Genomic DNA, 18,417 nt, shown 5'->3' on the forward strand with positions numbered 1-18,417 from the left:
CCCGCCATGACAGACCGCTCCTGCCTCGTCGACCTGCGCAGCGACACCGTCACGCAACCCACCCCGGCGATGCGCGAGGCCATGATGGCGGCGCCGCTCGGCGACGACGTCTTCGGCACTGACCCGAGCGTCAACGCGCTGCAGGAGAAGATCGCCGCGCTGCTGGGCTTCGAGGCGGCGCTGTTCGTGCCCACGGGCACGCAGAGCAACCTGTGCGCGATCCTTTCGCACTGCGGCCGCGGCGACGAGTACATCGTGGGCCAGCAGGCGCACTGCTACCGCTGGGAAGGCGGCGGCGCCGCGGTGTTCGGCAGCGTGCAGCCGCAGCCGCTCGACCATGCGCCCGACGGCACGCTGCCGCTGGCGCAGATCGAAGCGGCCATCAAGCCCGACGACGCGCACTTCGCGCGCACGCGGCTGCTGGCGCTGGAGAACACGCTGGGCGGCAAGCTGCTGCCGTTCGCGTACGTGCAGGCGGCGACCGATCTGGCCAAGCGCAAGGGGCTGCAGCGGCACCTCGATGGCGCGCGGCTTTTCAACGCTGCCACGGCGCAGGCCGCGTTGAACAAGCGCAGCGATATCCGCGCCGAGGCCCGCCGCATCGCGCAGTGCTTCGACAGCGTGTCGGTCTGCTTCAGCAAGGGGCTGGGCGCACCCATCGGTTCGGCGCTGGTCGGTTCGCACGAGTTCATTGCGCGGGCGCACCGCATCCGCAAGATGGCGGGCGGCGGCATGCGCCAGGCGGGCCTGCTCGCCGCGGCGGCTTCGCATGCGCTCGATCACCACATCGATCGGCTCGCCGACGACCATGCACTCGCCCGGCGCCTGGCCGAGGGGCTGGAAGGCATCGAGGGACTGAAGGTCGAGACGCCGTACACGAACATCGTGTTCGTCGACCTCGCGGGCGCGGCGCAGGCGCGTTCGGCCGAACTGCTCGCGAGCCTCAACGGGCAGGGCATCCTTGCCACCGGGCTCTATCGGCTGCGCTTCGTGACGCACCTCGATGTCGATGCGGCCGGCGTGGACCGCGCCGTGGCGGCGATCCGCGGTTTCTTCAACGCCTGAACCTCAAGGAGCCGTGCGATGCCCGATCTTCCGCATCTGCTCGCCTTCATCGCCGCCGGCTGGCTGCTGAACCTGACGCCGGGGCCCGACGTGCTCTACATCGTCGCCAACTCGCTGCGCTCCGGCGTGCGCGCGGGCATCGTCGGCGGCTTCGGCATCCTGACCGGCTGCTTTGTCCACATCTTCGCGGCGGCGGTTGGCGTCGGCACGTTGCTGGCCACCTCGGCGGCGGCCTTCGCGGTGCTCAAGTACGTCGGCGCGGCCTACCTGCTTTACCTGGGTGTGCGCATGGTGTTCTCACGCGCCAAGGCGCCGGCCGACCTGCAGCAGGCGGCGGCCGCATCGGACGGGCGCGGGCTCAGGGAGATCTTCCTGGGCGGCTTCTGGACCAATGTGCTGAACCCCAAGGTCGCCTTGTTCTTCCTGGCCTTCGTGCCGCAGTTCATCGCGCCGGACGCCGACAGCAAGGGCCTGTACTTCGTGCTGCTGGGCGTGCTGTTCAATCTCAATTCCATTCCCGTCATCGTGGGGTGGGCCGCGTTTGCCGGCTGGATGGCGCACCGCAGCGCCGTGCAGAAGGGCATGCACTGGCTCGACCGCGCGGCCGGCGTGCTGTTCATCGGCTTCGGCCTCAAGCTTGCATTCACGGACGCGCCGGCCGGACGCGTCGGCCCCTGAAAACACCGAGGAGACTCTTCATGATCACCCCCCAGGAAGCGCTCCAGCGCACCATCGAGCACCGCGAGGTGTTCCACGACGAAATGCTGCACATCGTGCGGCTCATCATGAGCGGCGAGTGCTCGCCCGTGATGATGGCGGCGCTGATCACCGGCCTGCGCGTCAAGAAGGAGACCATCGGCGAGATCACCGCGGCCGCGCAGGTGATGCGCGAGGTGTCGACCAAGGTGCCGGTGAAGGACACCACGCACCTGGTCGACATCGTCGGCACCGGCGGCGATGGCTCGCACACCTTCAACATCTCGACCTGCTCGATGTTCGTCGCGGCCGCAGCGGGCGCCAAGGTCAGCAAGCACGGCGGGCGCAGCGTGTCGAGCAAGTCGGGCAGCGCCGACGTGCTGGAGTCGCTGGGGGTCAACATCAACCTGCAGCCCGAGCAGATCGCGCGCTCCATCGAGCAGGTGGGCATCGGCTTCATGTTCGCGCCCAACCACCATCCGGCCATGAAGAACGTCGCTCCCGTGCGCAAGGAACTCGGCATCAAGACCATCTTCAACATCCTCGGGCCGCTGACCAATCCGGCGGGCGCGCCGAACATCCTGATGGGCGTGTTCCACCCCGACCTCGTGGGCATCCAGGTGCGCGCATTGCAGCGCCTGGGCACCGAGCACGCAATGGTGGTGTATGGCCGCGACGGCATGGACGAGATCTCGCTCGGCGCCGCCACCATGGTGGGCGAGCTCAAGGACGGCGAGATCCGCGAATACGAACTGCACCCCGAGGATTTCGGCTTTGCGATGTCGAGCAACCGCGCGCTGCGCGTGGAAACGCCCGAGCAGTCGAAGGCCATGCTGCTGGGGGTGCTCGACAATCAGGCCGGCCCGGCGCTTGACATCGTGCTGCTCAACGCCGGTGCGGCCCTGTACGCCGCCAACGTGGCCGATTCGATGGCCGCGGGCATCGAGCGTGCGCGCGAGGCCGTGGCATCGGGCGCGGCGCGTGCCAAGCTGACCGAACTGGTCAAGGCCTCCACGGCCGCCGCGTGAAGCAGGAAAACAGCCAGGAACGCAGAAAAATGTCCGACATCCTCGACAAGATCATTGCCGTCAAGCGGCAGGAAATTGCTGCAGCGCAGAAGAAAAGCCCGCTCGAAGCCGTGCGCTTCGACGCCGAAAGCCGCGTGCTGACGCGCGATTTCGAGGGCGCGCTGCGCGCCAAGATCGCCGCCGGCCATGCCGCGGTGATCGCCGAGGTCAAGAAGGCCAGCCCGAGCAAGGGCGTGCTGCGCGAAGACTTCATTCCCGCCGACATCGCGCAGAGCTATGCCGAGGGTGACGGCCAGGTCAGTGCGGCCTGCCTTTCGGTGCTGACCGACAGGCAGTTCTTCCAGGGCGGCGTCGACTACCTCAAGCAGGCCCGCGCCTCGTGCGACCTGCCCGTGCTGCGCAAGGACTTCATCGTCGACGCCTACCAGGTGTACGAATCGCGCGCGATGGGGGCCGATGCCGTGCTGTTGATCGCCGCCTGCCTCGACGACGCGCAGATGAAGGACTACGAAGCCATCGCACGCGGGCTCGGCATGGCGGTGCTGGTCGAAGTGCACGATGCGGGCGAACTCGAGCGCGCGCTCAAGCTCAAGACGCCGCTCATCGGCGTGAACAACCGCAACCTGCGCAACTTCGAGGTCTCGATCCAGGCCACCATCGACCTGCTGCCCAGGCTGCCGGCCGACCGGCTGGCCGTCACCGAATCAGGCATCGCCACGCGCGAGGACGTCGCAACCTTGCGTGCGGCCGGCGTTCACGCCTTCCTGGTCGGCGAGGCCTTCATGCGCGCCAAGGAACCCGGCGAGGCGCTCGCCGCATTGTTCAAATGAACCGGCCCGATCAGCTGGCGAGCAGCGATCCCGCCGACTGGCCCGTCGCGCCGGGCTGGCAGCCGCTGGTGGACGGCTTCTTTGCCGGCATCGTGGGCCAGAAGCTGCGCAGCTTCCTGCGCGAGCGCCTCGATGCCGGCGCGGTCATCTTTCCGCCGCAGCCGCTGCGGGCCCTGGAGCTGACACCGCCCGAAGACGTGCGCGTCGTCATCCTGGGGCAGGACCCGTACCACGGGCGCGGCCAGGCCGAAGGGCTCGCGTTCTCCGTGGCGCCCGGCGTGGCGCTGCCGCCGTCGCTGCGCAACATCTTCAAGGAGCTCCAGCGCGACCTGGGAACGCCACCGCCGCAGTTTCCGAACCCCGGTGGCAGCCTGGTGAAATGGGCCACCCACGGCGTGCTGCTGCTCAACACCTGCCTCACGGTCGAGGAAGGGCAGCCGGCCAGCCATTCCGGCCGCGGCTGGGAGGTGCTGACCGATGCGGTCATCCGCCACGTATCGGATGGCGAGAAACCTGTTGTTTTTATGCTCTGGGGCTCGCATGCCCAAAGTAAGCGTGCGTTGATCGATATTGGCCGCCATAAGGTGCTGATGTCGAATCATCCGTCGCCGCTTTCCGCGCTGCGCCCGCCCGTTCCGTTCATCGGCTGCGGCCACTTCGGCGAGGCGCGCGCCTGGCGGCTTGCGCACCAGCCGGGCGGCGAAATTCACGGATAATGCCGGCTGTTTCGCCTCGTGCAGTTCCCCGCATCTTCTTGGTGCTGAGTTCTGCGTAGTCACAAAACCGTGCTATATTTCGAGGTTCGCCGGAGAGGTGGCCGAGTGGTTAATGGCAGCAGACTGTAAATCTGCCCTCTAACGAGTACGCTGGTTCGAATCCAGCCCTCTCCACCAGCGATGAATTTGGTTTCTAAGAGCGATTGGATCTAGCGCTTTGGGTGCCTTGAAGTGCCCCCGATGCGGGAGTAGTTCAATGGTAGAACCCCAGCCTTCCAAGCTGATGACGCGGGTTCGATTCCCGTCTCCCGCTCCAGAGACCCGGTTCGGCGCCGGAAAGCGATTGGTTAGACAAAGCCCTTTTGGCTCAGTGGTAGAGCACTCCCTTGGTAAGGGAGAGGTCGCGGGTCCGATTCCCGCAAAGGGCACCAGTTTCTAGGGGGTTGCAACGGCAGGTTTGCAACCCATCTGCATACGTTGAAATCGTTTTTTTCGGAGTCGAAAAATGGCAAAAGGTAAATTCACCCGCACCAAGCCGCACGTGAACGTGGGCACGATCGGTCACGTTGACCACGGCAAGACCACGCTGACGGCGGCCATCGCCACGGTGCTGTCGGCCAAGTTCGGCGGCGAAGCCAAGGCCTACGACCAGATCGACGCGGCGCCCGAAGAAAAGGCCCGCGGCATCACCATCAACACCGCCCACGTCGAGTACGAGACGGCCAACCGCCACTACGCCCACGTCGACTGCCCCGGCCACGCCGACTACGTCAAGAACATGATCACCGGCGCTGCCCAGATGGACGGCGCCATCCTCGTGTGCTCGGCCGCCGACGGCCCCATGCCCCAGACCCGTGAGCACATCCTGCTGGCGCGCCAGGTGGGCGTGGGCTACATCATCGTGTTCCTGAACAAGTGCGACATGGTGGACGACGCCGAGCTGCTCGAACTCGTCGAAATGGAAGTGCGCGAACTCCTCGACAAGTACGAATTCCCGGGCGACGACACCCCCATCATCCACGGCTCGGCCAAGCTCGCCCTGGAAGGCGACAAGGGCAAGCTCGGTGAAGAAGCCATCATGAAGCTGGCCGACGCCCTCGACACCTACATCCCGACGCCCGAGCGCGCCGTGGACGGCACCTTCCTGATGCCTGTGGAAGACGTGTTCTCGATCTCCGGCCGCGGCACTGTGGTGACCGGCGCCGTCGAGCGCGGCGTGATCAAGGTCGGCGAGGAAATCGAGATCGTGGGTATCCGCCCGACCGTCAAGACCACCTGCACCGGCGTGGAAATGTTCCGCAAGCTGCTGGACCAGGGCCAGGCGGGCGACAACGTGGGCGTGCTGCTGCGCGGCACCAAGCGCGAAGAAGTCGAGCGCGGCCAGGTGCTGTGCAAGCCCGGCTCGATCAAGCCGCACACGCACTTCACCGCCGAGGTGTATGTGCTGTCCAAGGACGAAGGTGGCCGTCACACGCCGTTCTTCAACAACTACCGTCCGCAGTTCTACTTCCGCACGACGGACGTGACCGGCGCAATCGAGCTGCCCAAGGACAAGGAAATGGTCATGCCTGGCGACAACGTCAGCATCACCGTGAAGCTGATCAACCCGATCGCGATGGAAGAAGGCCTGCGCTTCGCCATCCGCGAAGGCGGCCGCACCGTGGGTTCGGGCGTCGTGGCAAAGATCCTCGACATCTGAGCCGAGCAAAGAGTACCGGAGGGGTATAGCTCAATTGGCAGAGCGTCGGTCTCCAAAACCGAAGGTTGTAGGTTCGATTCCTACTGCCCCTGCCACTTAGGTGGCGCCTCCGAAAAACCCCCGTCGTTCACCCGGCGGGAGGCTAAAAAGCCCATCGTGACCCGATGGGCTTCGGCGTCTCAAGAAGGCGCATTGAATTGAAGGCCGAAAGGCCACAGGAAATCAGCCGAACATGGCCACTTCTCAAATCGAAACCGTGAGCACGGGTGCCGACAAGGCCAAATTGGCCGCGTCGGTGCTGCTGGCAGTGGGCGCCATCGTGGCGTTCTACCTGCTGGCGCGCCAGGGCTCGCTGGTGCAATGGGCTGCGTTGCTGGTCGGCCTGGCCGCGGCCGTGGGTGCCTTCGGCAGCTCCGAGAATGGCCGCCAGTTGTGGGCTTTCGGCCGCGACTCGTGGCGCGAGGTCAAGAAAGTCGTCTGGCCGACCCGCAAGGAAGCCATGCAGATGACGGCCTACGTGTTTGCCTTCGTGGCGGTCATGTCCGTTTTCCTCTGGCTCACCGACAAGACGCTCGAATGGGTGTTTTTCGACCTCATTCTGGGCTGGAGAAAATAAATGACCGACGACGCAGTTGAAGCCACGCCGAGCAGTCCCGAGGAGGAAAACACCTCGGTGCTGGCCCCCGCCGCCAACCCCGATCTGCGCTGGTACGTGGTGCACGCCTATTCGGGCATGGAAAAGGCCGTCGAGCGCAACATCATCGAGCGCATCAACCGTGCCGGCATGCAGGACAAGTTCGGCCGCATCCTGGTGCCGACCGAAGAAGTGGTCGAGATCAAGAACGGCCAGAAGCGCACCACCGAGCGCCGCTTTTTCCCGGGCTACGTGCTGGTCGAAATGATCATGGACGACGAGAGCTGGCACCTGGTGAAGCACACCAACAAGGTGACGGGCTTCGTTGGCGGCGCCAAGAATCGTCCGGCCCCGATCTCGCAGAAAGAGGTCGAGGGCATCGTCAGCCAGATGCAGCAGGGCACCGAGAAGCCGCGCCACAAGGTCGAGTTCACCGTTGGCGAATTCGTGCGCGTCAAGGAAGGCCCGTTCACCGACTTCAACGGCACCGTCGAGGAAGTCAACTACGAGAAGAGCAAGGTCAGCGTGTCGGTCATGATCTTCGGCCGCGCAACGCCTGTGGAGCTCGAGTTCAGCCAGGTCGAGAAGACCTGAGTCCGCCGGTCCCCGGACCGGAACCATTCCCGGCTGCGCGTTGTCCGACTCGGCGCGCGGCCTTGATCGAAGAGTCGTTCAACCCCGGGGAGCCGCGGCGAAAGCCAAGGCGATATCACCCGCAAGGAGCAAAGCATGGCGAAAAAAATCGTCGGCTTCATCAAGCTGCAAGTGCCAGCTGGTAAGGCCAACCCGTCACCACCCATCGGTCCCGCACTGGGCCAGCGTGGTTTGAACATCATGGAGTTCTGCAAGGCGTTCAACGCGCAGACCCAGAGCGTCGAGCCTGGTCTGCCGCTGCCGGTGGTCATCACCGCGTTCGCTGACAAGAGCTTCACCTTCATCATCAAGACGCCGCCGGCGATCACCTTGATCAAGAAGGCCATCAAGCTGGACAAGGGCTCGGCTCGTCCGCACACCGACAAGGTCGGCAAGATCACGCGCGCACAGCTCGAAGAGATCGCCAAGACCAAGATGAAGGACCTGACTGCCGCCGACCTGGATGCAGCAGTTCGCACCATCGCCGGCTCTGCCCGTTCGATGGGCGTGAATGTGGAGGGCGTGTAAATGGCCAAGATCACCAAGAAGCAAAAAGCGCTCGCAGGCAAGGTCGACAGCAACAAGCTGTACCCGCTGGCTGACGCGATCGGCATCGTGAAGGAAGCCGCCACCGCCAAGTTCGACGAATCGATCGACGTGGCCGTGCAGCTGGGCATCGACGCGAAGAAGTCGGACCAGGTCGTGCGTGGCGCCGTCGTGCTGCCCAACGGCACCGGCAAGACCAAGCGCGTGGCCGTGTTCGCCCAGGGCGCCAAGGCAGAAGAAGCCAAGGCCGCCGGTGCCGACATCGTCGGCATGGACGACCTGGCTGCCATGGTCAAGGCTGGCGACATGCCTTTCGACGTCGTGATTGCCGCCCCTGACGCCATGCGCGTGGTCGGTACGCTCGGCCAGATCCTCGGCCCGCGCGGCCTGATGCCCAACCCCAAGGTTGGCACGGTGACCCCGGACGTTGCCACGGCCGTGAAGAACGCCAAGGCTGGCCAGGTCCAGTTCCGCGTCGACAAGGCCGGCATCGTGCACGGCACGATCGGCCGCCGCTCGTTCGACAACGACAAGCTGCAAGGCAACCTCGCCGCGCTGATCGACGCTCTGGTCAAGGCCAAGCCGGCGACCAGCAAGGGCGTGTACCTGCGCAAGGTGGCGGTGTCGTCGACCATGGGCCTGGGTGTCCGCGTGGACACGCAGACCATCGCGGCGAGCTAAGCAAAGAGATTTGCCTCGCCCGCAAGGGCAGGGCGAATGTGGTGGGTCGCGGCAGCTCCGGTTGCCGCGAGCCATCCAAGACCGCTGGTGTGCAGGGCGCTGCACTTAATCGCCGGATCGATCCTTCCGGTATCCAGCGCAGATGGCGACCCCACTGCAAGGAATTTGATTTTTGTTCCTGACAGTTGGTCGCTGCATGAAGCGCGATCCGAGGCCCCGGCCGAAGGTCGCATTAAAAGGAGTAGACCTTGAGTCTGAATCGCAGTGAGAAAGAAGCGGTCATCAGTGATGTGACCAGCCTCGCCGCTAAAGCTCAAACGCTCGTGATGGCGGAATACCGTGGCATCACGGTGGCCGATATGACCAAACTGCGCAGCGAAGCTCGCAGCAAGGGTGTGACCCTCAGCGTGTTGAAGAACACGCTGGCACGCCGTGCTGTCGCTGGTAGCGCATTTGAGATCGTTGGCGACCAGATGACCGGCCCGCTGATCTATGGCTTTTCCGAAGACGCAGTGGCCGCCGCCAAGGTGGTGGCCGATTTCGCGAAGACCAACGACAAGTTGGTGATTCGCGGCGGCGCATTCGGCGGCAAGGCCCTGGACGTGAACGGCGTGAAGCAACTGGCCAACATCCCTTCCAAGGAAGTGCTGCTGGCGCAATTGCTGGGCTTGATGCAATCCCCGATCTCTCGTACCGCCCGCGTGCTCGCGGCGCTGGCCGAGAAGCGCGGTGGTGGCGAAGCTGCACCCGCCGATGCACCGGCAGAAGCGCAGGCTGCTTGAGCCTTGCGTTTGAAATATTCAACCCAATTGTTAGGAAACAAAAATGGCATTCGATAAAGACGCATTTCTGACCGCGCTCGACAGCATGACGGTCCTGGAACTCAACGACCTGGTGAAAGCCATCGAAGAGAAGTTCGGCGTGAGCGCCGCTGCAATGGCTGCCCCCGCCGGCGCTGGCGGTGGTGCTGCCGCTGCCGTGGCCGAAGAGCAGACCGAATTCAACGTCATGCTGATGGATGCAGGCGCGAACAAGGTTTCCGCGATCAAGGCCGTGCGCGAAATCACCGGCCTGGGCCTCAAGGAAGCCAAGGACCTGGTGGAAGCCGCTCCCAAGGCTGTCAAGGAAGGCCTGTCGAAGGCTGACGCTGAAGCCGCCAAGAAGAAGCTGGAAGACGCCGGCGCCAAGGTGGAACTGAAGTAATTCAGACCCGCTAGAGGGCTGGAGGTGCCTGAAAAGGCCCTCCAGCCTTTGCCGCTTTCAGAGCGCACCCGAAAACCGGAAAAAAGACGGCTTTCGAGTGTCTTCTGACCCCGACTGCAGAAGACCCCTTGGTTCGGGCGATGTGCAACGCATCGCTGTCCGCCAACGGCTGGTAGTGGCCAGCCGCCAAGCAGTGGTGCCGTTCGCCCGGCACCGCTGACAAGTCGCTGAAGATCTCAAGCTCCGGAGCTCTCATGGCCCAATCGTCCGCGTACAGTTACACCGAACGCAAGCGCATCCGAAAAAGTTTCGGCAATCGCGACAGCGTCGTAGAAATCCCCTACCTGCTGCAGATGCAGAAAGACGCGTACACCGCGTTCCTGCAAGCCGGCATTCCTCCCAAACAACGCACCGTCGAAGGCCTGCAGGCCGCGTTCGACGCTGCCTTCCCGATCGTCTCGCACAATGGTTTTGTCGAGATGAAGTTCCTCGAGTACAACCTCGCGAAGCCGGCCTTCGACGTGCGCGAGTGCCAGACCCGCGGCCTGACCTTCGCCTCGGCCGTGCGCGCCAAGGTCCAGCTCATCATCTATGACCGCGAATCGTCGACCTCGCAGTCGAAGGTGGTCAAGGAAGTGAAGGAACAAGAGGTCTACATGGGCGAAGTGCCGCTCATGACCGAAAAGGGTTCGTTCATCATCAACGGCACCGAGCGCGTGATCGTCTCGCAGCTGCACCGTTCGCCGGGCGTGTTCTTCGAACACGACAAGGGCAAGACGCACAGCTCGGGCAAGCTGCTGTTCTCGGCCCGCGTGATCCCCTACCGCGGCTCGTGGCTCGACTTCGAGTTCGACCCGAAGGACATGCTGTACTTCCGCGTTGACCGCCGCCGCAAGATGCCGGTCACGATCCTGCTGAAGGCCATCGGCCTGAACCCGGAATCGATCCTCGCGAACTTCTTCGTGAACGACAACTTCCGCCTGATGGACAGCGGCGCCCAGATGGAATTCGTTCCCGAGCGCCTGCGCGGCGAAGTCGCGCGCTTCGACATCACCGACAAGTCGGGCAAGGTCGTGGTCGCCAAGGACAAGCGCGTCACCGCGCGTCACACGCGTGAGCTCGAGCAGGGCGGCACCACGCACATCAGCGTGCCGGAAGACTTCCTGGTCGGCCGCGTCATCGCCCGCAACATCGTCGACGCCGACTCCGGCGAAATCCTGGCCAAGGCCAACGACGAGCTGACCGAAGCGCTGCTGAAGAAGCTGCGTACGGCCGGCGTGCAGGACATCCAGGTCATCTACACGAACGAACTGGACCAGGGCGCGTACATCTCGCAAACCCTGCGCATCGACGAGACGGTGGACGAGTTTGCAGCCCGCGTGGCCATCTACCGCATGATGCGCCCCGGCGAGCCGCCGACGGAAGACGCGGTGCAGGCCCTGTTCCAGCGCCTGTTCTACAACCCGGACACGTACGACCTGTCGCGCGTGGGCCGCATGAAGTTCAACGCCAAGGTCGGCCGCGACGAATCGACCGGCCCGATGGTGCTGACCAACGAAGACATCCTGGCCGTGGTCAAGATCCTCGTGGACCTGCGCAACGGCAACGGCGAAGTCGACGACATCGACCACCTGGGCAACCGCCGCGTGCGCTGCGTCGGCGAACTGGCCGAAAACCAGTACCGCACCGGCCTGGCACGTATCGAGAAGGCCGTGAAGGAACGTCTGGGTCAGGCGGAGCAAGAGCCGCTGATGCCGCACGACCTGATCAACAGCAAGCCGATCTCGGCCGCGCTGAAGGAATTCTTCGGCGCCTCGCAGCTGTCGCAGTTCATGGACCAGACCAACCCGCTGTCCGAAATCACCCACAAGCGCCGCGTGTCGGCCCTTGGCCCGGGCGGTCTGACGCGCGAACGTGCAGGCTTCGAAGTGCGCGACGTGCACGTCACCCACTACGGCCGCGTGTGCCCGATCGAAACGCCCGAAGGCCCGAACATCGGCCTGATCAACTCGCTGGCCCTGTACGCCCGCCTGAACGAATACGGCTTCATCGAGACGCCGTACCGCCGCGTGGTCGACAGCAAGGTCACCAACGAGATCGACTACCTGTCGGCCATCGAAGAAGGCAAGTACGTCATCGCCCAGGCCAATGCGGCCCTGGACAAGGACGGCAAGCTGACCGGCGACCTGGTTTCGGCGCGTGAGGCCGGCGAATCGATCCTGGTCGGCGCCGAACGCATCCAGTACATGGACGTGTCGCCCGCGCAGATCGTGTCGGTGGCTGCCTCGCTCGTGCCGTTCCTCGAGCACGACGATGCGAACCGCGCGCTGATGGGCGCCAACATGCAGCGCCAGGCCGTGCCCGTGCTGCGTCCCGAGAAGCCGATGGTCGGTACCGGTATCGAGCGCGTCTCCGCGGTCGACTCGGGCACCGTGGTCACGGCCACCCGCGGCGGTATCGTCGACTACGTCGATGCGACCCGTGTCGTGGTGCGCGTGAACGACGCCGAAGCGGCAGCCGGTGAAGTCGGCGTGGACATCTACAACCTGATCAAGTATCAGCGTTCGAACCAGAACACCAACATCCACCAGCGTCCGATCGTCAAGCGCGGCGACAAGATCGCCAAGGGCGACGTGATCGCCGACGGCGCATCGACCGACCTCGGCGAACTGGCTCTCGGCCAGAACATGCTGATCGCGTTCATGCCCTGGAACGGCTACAACTTCGAAGATTCGATCCTGATCTCGGAACGCGTCGTCGCCGAAGACCGCTACACCTCGATTCACATCGAGGAACTGGTGGTGATGGCCCGCGACACCAAGCTCGGTGCCGAGGAAATCACGCGCGACATCCCGAACCTGGCCGAGCAGCAGCTCAACCGCCTGGACGAATCCGGCATCATCTACGTGGGTGCCGAAGTGCAGCCGGGCGACACGCTGGTGGGCAAGGTCACGCCGAAGGGCGAGACCACGCTGACGCCTGAAGAGAAGCTGCTTCGCGCCATCTTCGGCGAGAAGGCTTCCGACGTGAAGGACACGTCGCTGCGCGTGGACCAGGGCTCGCAAGGCACCGTGATCGACGTGCAGGTGTTCACCCGCGAAGGCATCACGCGCGACAAGCGCGCCCAGCAGATCATCGACGACGAGCTCAAGCGCTTCCGGCTCGACCTGAACGACCAGCTTCGCATCGTCGAAGCCGACGCGTTCGACCGTATCGAGAAGCTGCTGACCGGCAAGGTGGCCAACGGCGGCCCGAACAAGCTGGCCAAGGGCACCAAGCTCGACAAGGCCTACCTGTCGTCGGTCGAGAAGTTCCACTGGTTCGACATCCGCCCGGCGGACGACGAAGTGGCCACGCAGCTCGAGTCGATCAAGAACTCGCTGGAGCAGACGCGCCACAGCTTCGACCTCGCGTTCGAGGAAAAGCGCAAGAAGCTCACGCAGGGCGACGAGCTGCCCGCGGGCGTGCTCAAGATGGTCAAGGTCTACCTGGCCGTCAAGCGCCGCCTGCAACCCGGCGACAAGATGGCCGGCCGGCACGGCAACAAGGGTGTGGTGTCGAAGATCGTTCCGGTCGAAGACATGCCCCACATGGCCGACGGCACGCCGTGCGACATCTGCCTGAACCCGCTGGGCGTGCCTTCGCGGATGAACGTGGGCCAGGTGCTCGAAGTGCACCTGGGCTGGGCCGGCAAGGGCATCGGCAACCGCATCGGCGACCTGCTGCAGCAGGAGGCCAAGGTGGCCGAGCTGCGCAAGTTCATGGAGCAGCTGTACAACGGCTCGGGCCGCAAGGAAGACCTCAGCCTGCTGAGCGACACCGACGTGCTCGAAATGGCGGCCAACCTGTCTTCGGGTGCCACCTTCGCCACGCCGGTGTTCGACGGCGCATCGGAAGAGGAAATCCGCGGCATGCTGAAGCTCGCCTACCCGGACGACATCGCCAAGCTCAAGGGCCTGACCGAGACGCGCACGCAGGCCTACCTGTACGACGGCCGCACCGGCGACCAGTTCGAGCGTCCCGTCACCGTCGGCTACATGCACTTCCTGAAGCTGCACCACCTGGTGGACGACAAGATGCACGCCCGTTCGACCGGCCCGTACTCGCTCGTCACGCAGCAGCCGCTGGGCGGCAAGGCGCAGTTCGGCGGCCAGCGTTTCGGCGAAATGGAAGTGTGGGCGCTGGAAGCTTACGGCGCCGCCTACGTGCTGCAGGAAATGCTGACCGTGAAGTCCGACGACGTGCAAGGCCGTACCAAGGTGTACGAAAGCATCGTCAAGGGCGAGCACTCGATCGAAGCCGGCATGCCGGAATCGTTCAACGTGCTGGTCAAGGAAATTCGTTCGCTGGGGCTCGACATCGAGCTCGAGCGTTCTTAATTTGAAAAGGGAAAGAGTCTTATGAAATCGCTACTCGACCTGTTCAAGCAATTCACGCCCGATGAGCATTTCGATGCCATCAAGATCGGCATGGCTTCGCCCGAGAAGATCCGTTCGTGGTCTTTTGGCGAGGTGAAGAAGCCAGAGACGATCAACTATCGCACGTTCAAGCCCGAGCGCGACGGCCTGTTCTGCGCCAAGATCTTCGGCCCCATCAAGGACTACGAGTGCCTGTGCGGCAAGTACAAGCGCCTGAAGCACCGCGGCGTGATCTGCGAGAAGTGCGGCGTCGAAGTCACGCAGACCAAGGTGCGCCGCGAGCGCATGGGCCACATCGACCTGGCCGCGCCCTGCGCGCACATCTGGTTCCTGAAGTCGCTGCCGTCGCGCCTGGGCCTCGTGCTCGACATGACGCTGCGCGACATCGAACGCGTGCTGTACTTCGAAGCCTACGTGATCACCGACCCCGGCATGACCCCGCTGAAGAAGTTCGGCATCATGTCCGAGGATGACTACGACGCGAAGCGCAAGGAATACGGCGACGAATTCGTCGCCAAGATGGGCGCCGAAGGCATCAAGGACCTGCTGGAAGGCATCGAGCTCGACAGCGAGATCGAACGCCTGCGCGGCGACCTGACCGGCTCCGAAGTCAAGGTCAAGAAGAACTCCAAGCGCCTGAAGGTGCTGGAAGCCTTCCGCAAGTCGGGCATCAAGCCCGAGTGGATGGTGCTCGACGTGCTGCCCGTGCTGCCGCCGGACCTGCGTCCGCTGGTGCCGCTGGATGGCGGCCGCTTCGCGACCTCCGACCTGAACGACCTGTACCGCCGCGTCATCAACCGCAATTCGCGCCTGCGCCGCCTGCTGGAGCTCAAGGCTCCGGAAATCATCGCGCGCAACGAAAAGCGGATGCTGCAGGAGGCTGTGGACTCGCTGCTGGACAACGGCCGCCGCGGCAAGGCCATGACGGGCGCCAACAAGCGCGCGCTCAAGTCGCTGGCCGACATGATCAAGGGCAAGAGCGGCCGCTTCCGCCAGAACCTGCTGGGCAAGCGCGTCGACTACTCGGGCCGTTCGGTCATCGTGGTGGGCCCGACGCTCAAGCTGCACCAGTGCGGCCTGCCGAAGCTGATGGCGCTCGAGCTGTTCAAGCCCTTCATCTTCTCGCGCCTCGAAGCCATGGGCATCGCGACCACGATCAAGGCTGCGAAGAAGGAAGTCGAATCGGGCACGCCGGTGGTCTGGGACATCCTGGAAGAAGTGATCAAGGAGCACCCGGTGATGCTGAACCGTGCGCCTACGCTGCACCGTTTGGGCATCCAGGCGTTCGAGCCGATCCTGATCGAAGGCAAGGCGATCCAGCTGCACCCGCTGGTTTGCGCGGCCTTCAACGCCGACTTCGACGGCGACCAGATGGCCGTCCACGTGCCGCTGTCGGTGGAAGCGCAGATGGAAGCCCGCACGCTGATGCTGGCCTCCAACAACGTGCTGTTCCCGGCTTCGGGCGAACCCTCGATCGTTCCTTCGCAGGACGTGGTGCTGGGTCTGTACTACACGACCCGCGACCGCATCAACGGCAAGGGCGAGGGCCTGATCTTCTCCGACATCGGCGAAGTGCAGCGCGCGCTCGACGCCAACGAAGTCGAACTCACCGCCAAGGTGGCAGTGCGCATCACGGAGTACACCAAGGACAAGGAAACCGGCGAATTCACGCCTTCCACGTCGCTGGTGGACACCACCGTGGGCCGCGCGCTGCTGTCCGAGATCCTGCCCAAGGGCCTGCCGTTCTCGAACATCAACAAGGCGCTGAAGAAGAAGGAAATCTCCAAGCTCATCAACGTCTCGTTCCGCAAGTGCGGCCTGAAAGAGACCGTGGTGTTCGCCGACAAGCTGCTGCAGAACGGCTTCCGCCTGGCGACCAAGGCCGGCATCTCGATCGCGATCGACGACATGCTGGTGCCCGCCGAGAAGCACGGCATCATCGAGCGCTCGGCCAAGGAAGTGAAGGAGATCGAGCAGCAGTACGTCTCCGGTCTCGTGACCTCCGGCGAGCGCTACAACAAGGTGGTGGACATCTGGGGCAAGGCCGGCGACGAAGTGTCGAAGGTCATGATGGCCAAGCTGTCCAAGCAGAAGGTCATCGACCGCCACGGCAAGGAAGTGGAGCAGGAGTCGTTCAACTCCATCTACATGATGGCCGACTCCGGCGCCCGCGGTTCCGCAGCGCAGATCCGCCAGGTGGCCGGCATGCGGGGCCTGATGGCCAAGCCGGACGGCTCGATCATCGAGACGCCCATTACCGCGAACTTCCGCGAAGGCCTGAACGTGCTGGAGTACTTCATCTCCACCCACGGTGCCCGAAAGGGTCTGGCCGACACGGCGCTGAAGACGGCGAACTCGGGCTACCTGACCCGTCGTCTGGTCGACGTGACGCAAGACCTGGTCGTGACCGAGCAGGACTGCGGCACGCACGGCGGCTACCTGATGCGCGCCATCGTCGAAGGCGGTGAAGTGATCGAGTCGCTGCGCGACCGTATCCTGGGCCGTTCGGCTGCCGACGACGTGCTGCACCCGGAAAACCGCTCGGTGCTGCTGAAGGCCGGCGAGATGTTCGACGAGGACAACATCGAAGAGCTCGAGGCGCAAGGCGTCGACGAGGTCAAGGTGCGTACCGCGCTGACCTGCGAAACCCGCTTCGGCATCTGCGCGACCTGCTACGGGCGCGACCTGGGCCGCGGCGGCCTGATCAACATCGGCGAAGCCGTCGGTGTGATCGCTGCGCAGTCCATCGGCGAACCCGGCACGCAGCTCACGATGCGTACCTTCCACATCGGTGGTGCGGCATCGCGTGCAGCGGTGGCCTCGAGCGTCGAAGCCAAGTCCAACGGCGTGATCGGCTTCAACGCCACGATGCGCTACGTGACCAACAGCAAGAACGAGCTGGTGGTGATTGCACGTTCGGGCGAGATCGTCATCCATGACGAACACGGCCGCGAGCGCGAACGCCACAAGGTGCCGTACGGCGCGATCCTGGCGGTCAAGGCCGACCAGCAGATCAAGGCCGGCCACGTGCTTGCCAACTGGGATCCGCTGACGCGCCCGATCATCACGGAATTCGCCGGCAAGACGCAGTTCGAGAACGTGGAAGAAGGCCTCACCGTCGCCAAGCAGGTGGACGAAGTGACCGGCCTGTCGACCCTGGTCGTGATCGATCCGAAGCGCCGCGGCGCCGCCAAGGTCGTGCGTCCGCAGGTGAAGCTCATCGACGCCTCCGGCGCCGAAGTGAAGATCCCGGGCACCGACCACTCGGTGACGATCGGCTTCCCGATCGGCGCCCTGGTGCAGGTGCGCGACGGCCAGGACGTGGGCCCCGGCGAAGTGCTGGCGCGTATTCCGGTCGAAGGCCAGAAGACCCGCGACATCACCGGCGGTCTGCCGCGCGTGGCCGAGCTGTTCGAAGCCCGTTCGCCGAAGGACAAGGGCATGCTGGCCGAAATGACCGGTACCGTGTCGTTCGGCAAGGAAACGAAGGGCAAGATCCGCCTGCAGATCACCGATCCGGAAGGCACGGTCTGGGAAGACCTCGTGCCGAAGGAAAAGAACATCCTGGTGCACGAAGGCCAGGTGGTGAACAAGGGCGAAAGCGTGGTCGACGGCCCGGCGGACCCGCAGGACATCCTGCGCCTGCTGGGTTCGGAAGAGCTCGCGCGCTATATCGTGGACGAAGTGCAGGACGTGTACCGCCTGCAGGGCGTGAAGATCAACGACAAGCACATCGAGGTGATCGTTCGCCAGATGCTGCGCCGCGTCGTGGTCGACAACATCGGCGAGACCAGCTACATCTCGGGCGAACAGGTCGAACGCAGCGAAATGCTCAACACCAACGACGCCCTGCGCGCCGAAGGCAAGATCCCCGCGACGTTCACCAACCTGCTGCTGGGTATCACGAAGGCATCGCTGTCGACCGACTCGTTCATCTCTGCCGCTTCGTTCCAGGAAACGACGCGCGTGCTGACCGAAGCCGCGATCATGGGCAAGCGCGACGAGCTGCGCGGCCTGAAGGAAAACGTCATCGTCGGCCGCCTGATTCCCGCGGGCACCGGCATGGCCTACCACCAGGCGCGCAAGGCCAAGGATCAGATGGACGAGGCCGAGCGCCGCGCCATCGCCGAATCCGAAGCCGCCGAACTGGCCGGTGCGACCAGCGATGTTTCCACCACGGCCGACGCCAGCGAAGGCGCCGCGTCCGAATAACTGGGTAGCATCACCGGCCATGACCGGTATCCGACGCCCCCCGACCGCCCCCGGTT

The 18,417-nt window shown here is 64.4% G+C and carries 14 protein-coding genes and 4 tRNA genes; all 18 read left to right on the top strand.

What is annotated here, in order from left to right; all coding sequences use genetic code 11:
* Nucleotides 1-6: 6 nt before the first annotated feature.
* The 18 genes from ltaE (at nucleotide 7) to rpoC (ending at nucleotide 18,361) form a co-directional block, all read left to right on the top strand.
* Nucleotides 7-1,065: a low-specificity L-threonine aldolase gene (gene ltaE / locus ACAM54_RS03110; protein WP_369649803.1), complete on the top strand. Its 1,059-nt coding sequence runs from the start codon at nucleotides 7-9 to the stop codon at nucleotides 1,063-1,065.
* Nucleotides 1,066-1,083: 18 nt separating this feature from the next.
* A complete protein-coding gene (locus tag ACAM54_RS03115) occupies nucleotides 1,084-1,743 on the top strand; it encodes a LysE family translocator (protein ID WP_369649804.1) in 660 nt (219 codons plus the stop codon).
* Nucleotides 1,744-1,763: 20 nt separating this feature from the next.
* Nucleotides 1,764-2,789, top strand: coding sequence for an anthranilate phosphoribosyltransferase (trpD, locus tag ACAM54_RS03120; protein ID WP_369649805.1), 1,026 nt, complete (start codon nucleotides 1,764-1,766; stop codon nucleotides 2,787-2,789).
* A gap of 29 nt (nucleotides 2,790-2,818) precedes the next feature.
* The gene (gene trpC / locus ACAM54_RS03125) at nucleotides 2,819-3,619 is read left to right on the top strand and encodes an indole-3-glycerol phosphate synthase TrpC (RefSeq protein ID WP_145742369.1); all 801 of its coding nucleotides are present in this window, start codon (nucleotides 2,819-2,821) and stop codon (nucleotides 3,617-3,619) included.
* The gene (locus tag ACAM54_RS03130; protein ID WP_145742368.1) at nucleotides 3,616-4,335 is read left to right on the top strand and encodes a uracil-DNA glycosylase; all 720 of its coding nucleotides are present in this window, start codon (nucleotides 3,616-3,618) and stop codon (nucleotides 4,333-4,335) included. The genes trpC and ACAM54_RS03130 overlap by 4 nt, the downstream gene beginning before the upstream one ends.
* A 91-nt stretch (nucleotides 4,336-4,426) precedes the next feature.
* Nucleotides 4,427-4,512 (top strand) — tRNA-Tyr (locus tag ACAM54_RS03135).
* Between the two features lie 65 nt (nucleotides 4,513-4,577).
* Nucleotides 4,578-4,651 (top strand) — tRNA-Gly (locus ACAM54_RS03140).
* A 40-nt stretch (nucleotides 4,652-4,691) separates the two neighbouring features.
* Nucleotides 4,692-4,766, top strand: a tRNA-Thr gene (locus tag ACAM54_RS03145).
* 74 nt (nucleotides 4,767-4,840) lie between these two features.
* Nucleotides 4,841-6,034 carry an elongation factor Tu gene (tuf, locus tag ACAM54_RS03150; protein ID WP_369649144.1) on the top strand — a complete coding sequence of 398 codons (1,194 nt, stop codon included), beginning with the start codon at nucleotides 4,841-4,843 and terminating at the stop codon, nucleotides 6,032-6,034.
* Between the two features lie 19 nt (nucleotides 6,035-6,053).
* Nucleotides 6,054-6,129: transfer RNA gene (locus ACAM54_RS03155), tRNA-Trp, on the top strand.
* A 137-nt stretch (nucleotides 6,130-6,266) separates the two neighbouring features.
* Nucleotides 6,267-6,650, top strand: coding sequence for a preprotein translocase subunit SecE (gene secE / locus ACAM54_RS03160; RefSeq protein ID WP_025569410.1), 384 nt, complete (start codon nucleotides 6,267-6,269; stop codon nucleotides 6,648-6,650).
* On the top strand, nucleotides 6,651-7,262 hold the full coding sequence (gene nusG / locus ACAM54_RS03165; protein WP_369649806.1) for a transcription termination/antitermination protein NusG: 612 nt from the start codon (nucleotides 6,651-6,653) through the stop codon (nucleotides 7,260-7,262).
* A gap of 135 nt (nucleotides 7,263-7,397) precedes the next feature.
* The gene (gene rplK / locus ACAM54_RS03170; RefSeq protein ID WP_012745747.1) at nucleotides 7,398-7,829 is read left to right on the top strand and encodes a 50S ribosomal protein L11; all 432 of its coding nucleotides are present in this window, start codon (nucleotides 7,398-7,400) and stop codon (nucleotides 7,827-7,829) included.
* Nucleotides 7,830-8,528: a 50S ribosomal protein L1 gene (rplA, locus tag ACAM54_RS03175; protein WP_012745748.1), complete on the top strand. Its 699-nt coding sequence runs from the start codon at nucleotides 7,830-7,832 to the stop codon at nucleotides 8,526-8,528. It begins immediately after the preceding gene.
* 248 nt (nucleotides 8,529-8,776) lie between these two features.
* Nucleotides 8,777-9,310: a 50S ribosomal protein L10 gene (gene rplJ, locus ACAM54_RS03180; protein WP_012745749.1), complete on the top strand. Its 534-nt coding sequence runs from the start codon at nucleotides 8,777-8,779 to the stop codon at nucleotides 9,308-9,310.
* Nucleotides 9,311-9,353: 43 nt separating this feature from the next.
* Nucleotides 9,354-9,731 (top strand): 50S ribosomal protein L7/L12, encoded by a 378-nt coding sequence (rplL, locus tag ACAM54_RS03185; RefSeq protein ID WP_012745750.1) that lies wholly within the window; start codon nucleotides 9,354-9,356, stop codon nucleotides 9,729-9,731.
* Between the two features lie 254 nt (nucleotides 9,732-9,985).
* A complete protein-coding gene (rpoB, locus tag ACAM54_RS03190) occupies nucleotides 9,986-14,110 on the top strand; it encodes a DNA-directed RNA polymerase subunit beta (protein WP_025569412.1) in 4,125 nt (1,374 codons plus the stop codon).
* A gap of 21 nt (nucleotides 14,111-14,131) precedes the next feature.
* Complete coding sequence (gene rpoC, locus ACAM54_RS03195; RefSeq protein WP_369649807.1) at nucleotides 14,132-18,361, top strand: DNA-directed RNA polymerase subunit beta'; 4,230 nt, start codon at nucleotides 14,132-14,134, stop codon at nucleotides 18,359-18,361.
* The last annotated feature ends 56 nt before the right edge of the window (nucleotides 18,362-18,417 follow it).

Origin of the sequence: Variovorax sp. V93, from assembly GCF_041154485.1 — a bacterium.
Classification (GTDB): domain Bacteria; phylum Pseudomonadota; class Gammaproteobacteria; order Burkholderiales; family Burkholderiaceae_C; genus Variovorax; species Variovorax beijingensis_A.

What these genes read in the sequence shown, in the direction of transcription:
- ACAM54_RS03115 (WP_369649804.1), top strand. Translation starts at nt 1,084, where the DNA reads ATGCCCGATCTTCCGCATCTGCTCGCCTTCATCGCCGCCGGCTGGCTG.
- rplL (WP_012745750.1), top strand. Translation starts at nt 9,354, where the DNA reads ATGGCATTCGATAAAGACGCATTTCTGACCGCGCTCGACAGCATGACG.
- nusG (WP_369649806.1), top strand. Translation starts at nt 6,651, where the DNA reads ATGACCGACGACGCAGTTGAAGCCACGCCGAGCAGTCCCGAGGAGGAA.
- tuf (WP_369649144.1), top strand. Translation starts at nt 4,841, where the DNA reads ATGGCAAAAGGTAAATTCACCCGCACCAAGCCGCACGTGAACGTGGGC.
- trpC (WP_145742369.1), top strand. Translation starts at nt 2,819, where the DNA reads ATGTCCGACATCCTCGACAAGATCATTGCCGTCAAGCGGCAGGAAATT.
- rpoC (WP_369649807.1), top strand. Translation starts at nt 14,132, where the DNA reads ATGAAATCGCTACTCGACCTGTTCAAGCAATTCACGCCCGATGAGCAT.
- trpD (WP_369649805.1), top strand. Translation starts at nt 1,764, where the DNA reads ATGATCACCCCCCAGGAAGCGCTCCAGCGCACCATCGAGCACCGCGAG.
- ltaE (WP_369649803.1), top strand. Translation starts at nt 7, where the DNA reads ATGACAGACCGCTCCTGCCTCGTCGACCTGCGCAGCGACACCGTCACG.
- rpoB (WP_025569412.1), top strand. Translation starts at nt 9,986, where the DNA reads ATGGCCCAATCGTCCGCGTACAGTTACACCGAACGCAAGCGCATCCGA.
- rplA (WP_012745748.1), top strand. Translation starts at nt 7,830, where the DNA reads ATGGCCAAGATCACCAAGAAGCAAAAAGCGCTCGCAGGCAAGGTCGAC.
- rplK (WP_012745747.1), top strand. Translation starts at nt 7,398, where the DNA reads ATGGCGAAAAAAATCGTCGGCTTCATCAAGCTGCAAGTGCCAGCTGGT.
- secE (WP_025569410.1), top strand. Translation starts at nt 6,267, where the DNA reads ATGGCCACTTCTCAAATCGAAACCGTGAGCACGGGTGCCGACAAGGCC.
- ACAM54_RS03130 (WP_145742368.1), top strand. Translation starts at nt 3,616, where the DNA reads ATGAACCGGCCCGATCAGCTGGCGAGCAGCGATCCCGCCGACTGGCCC.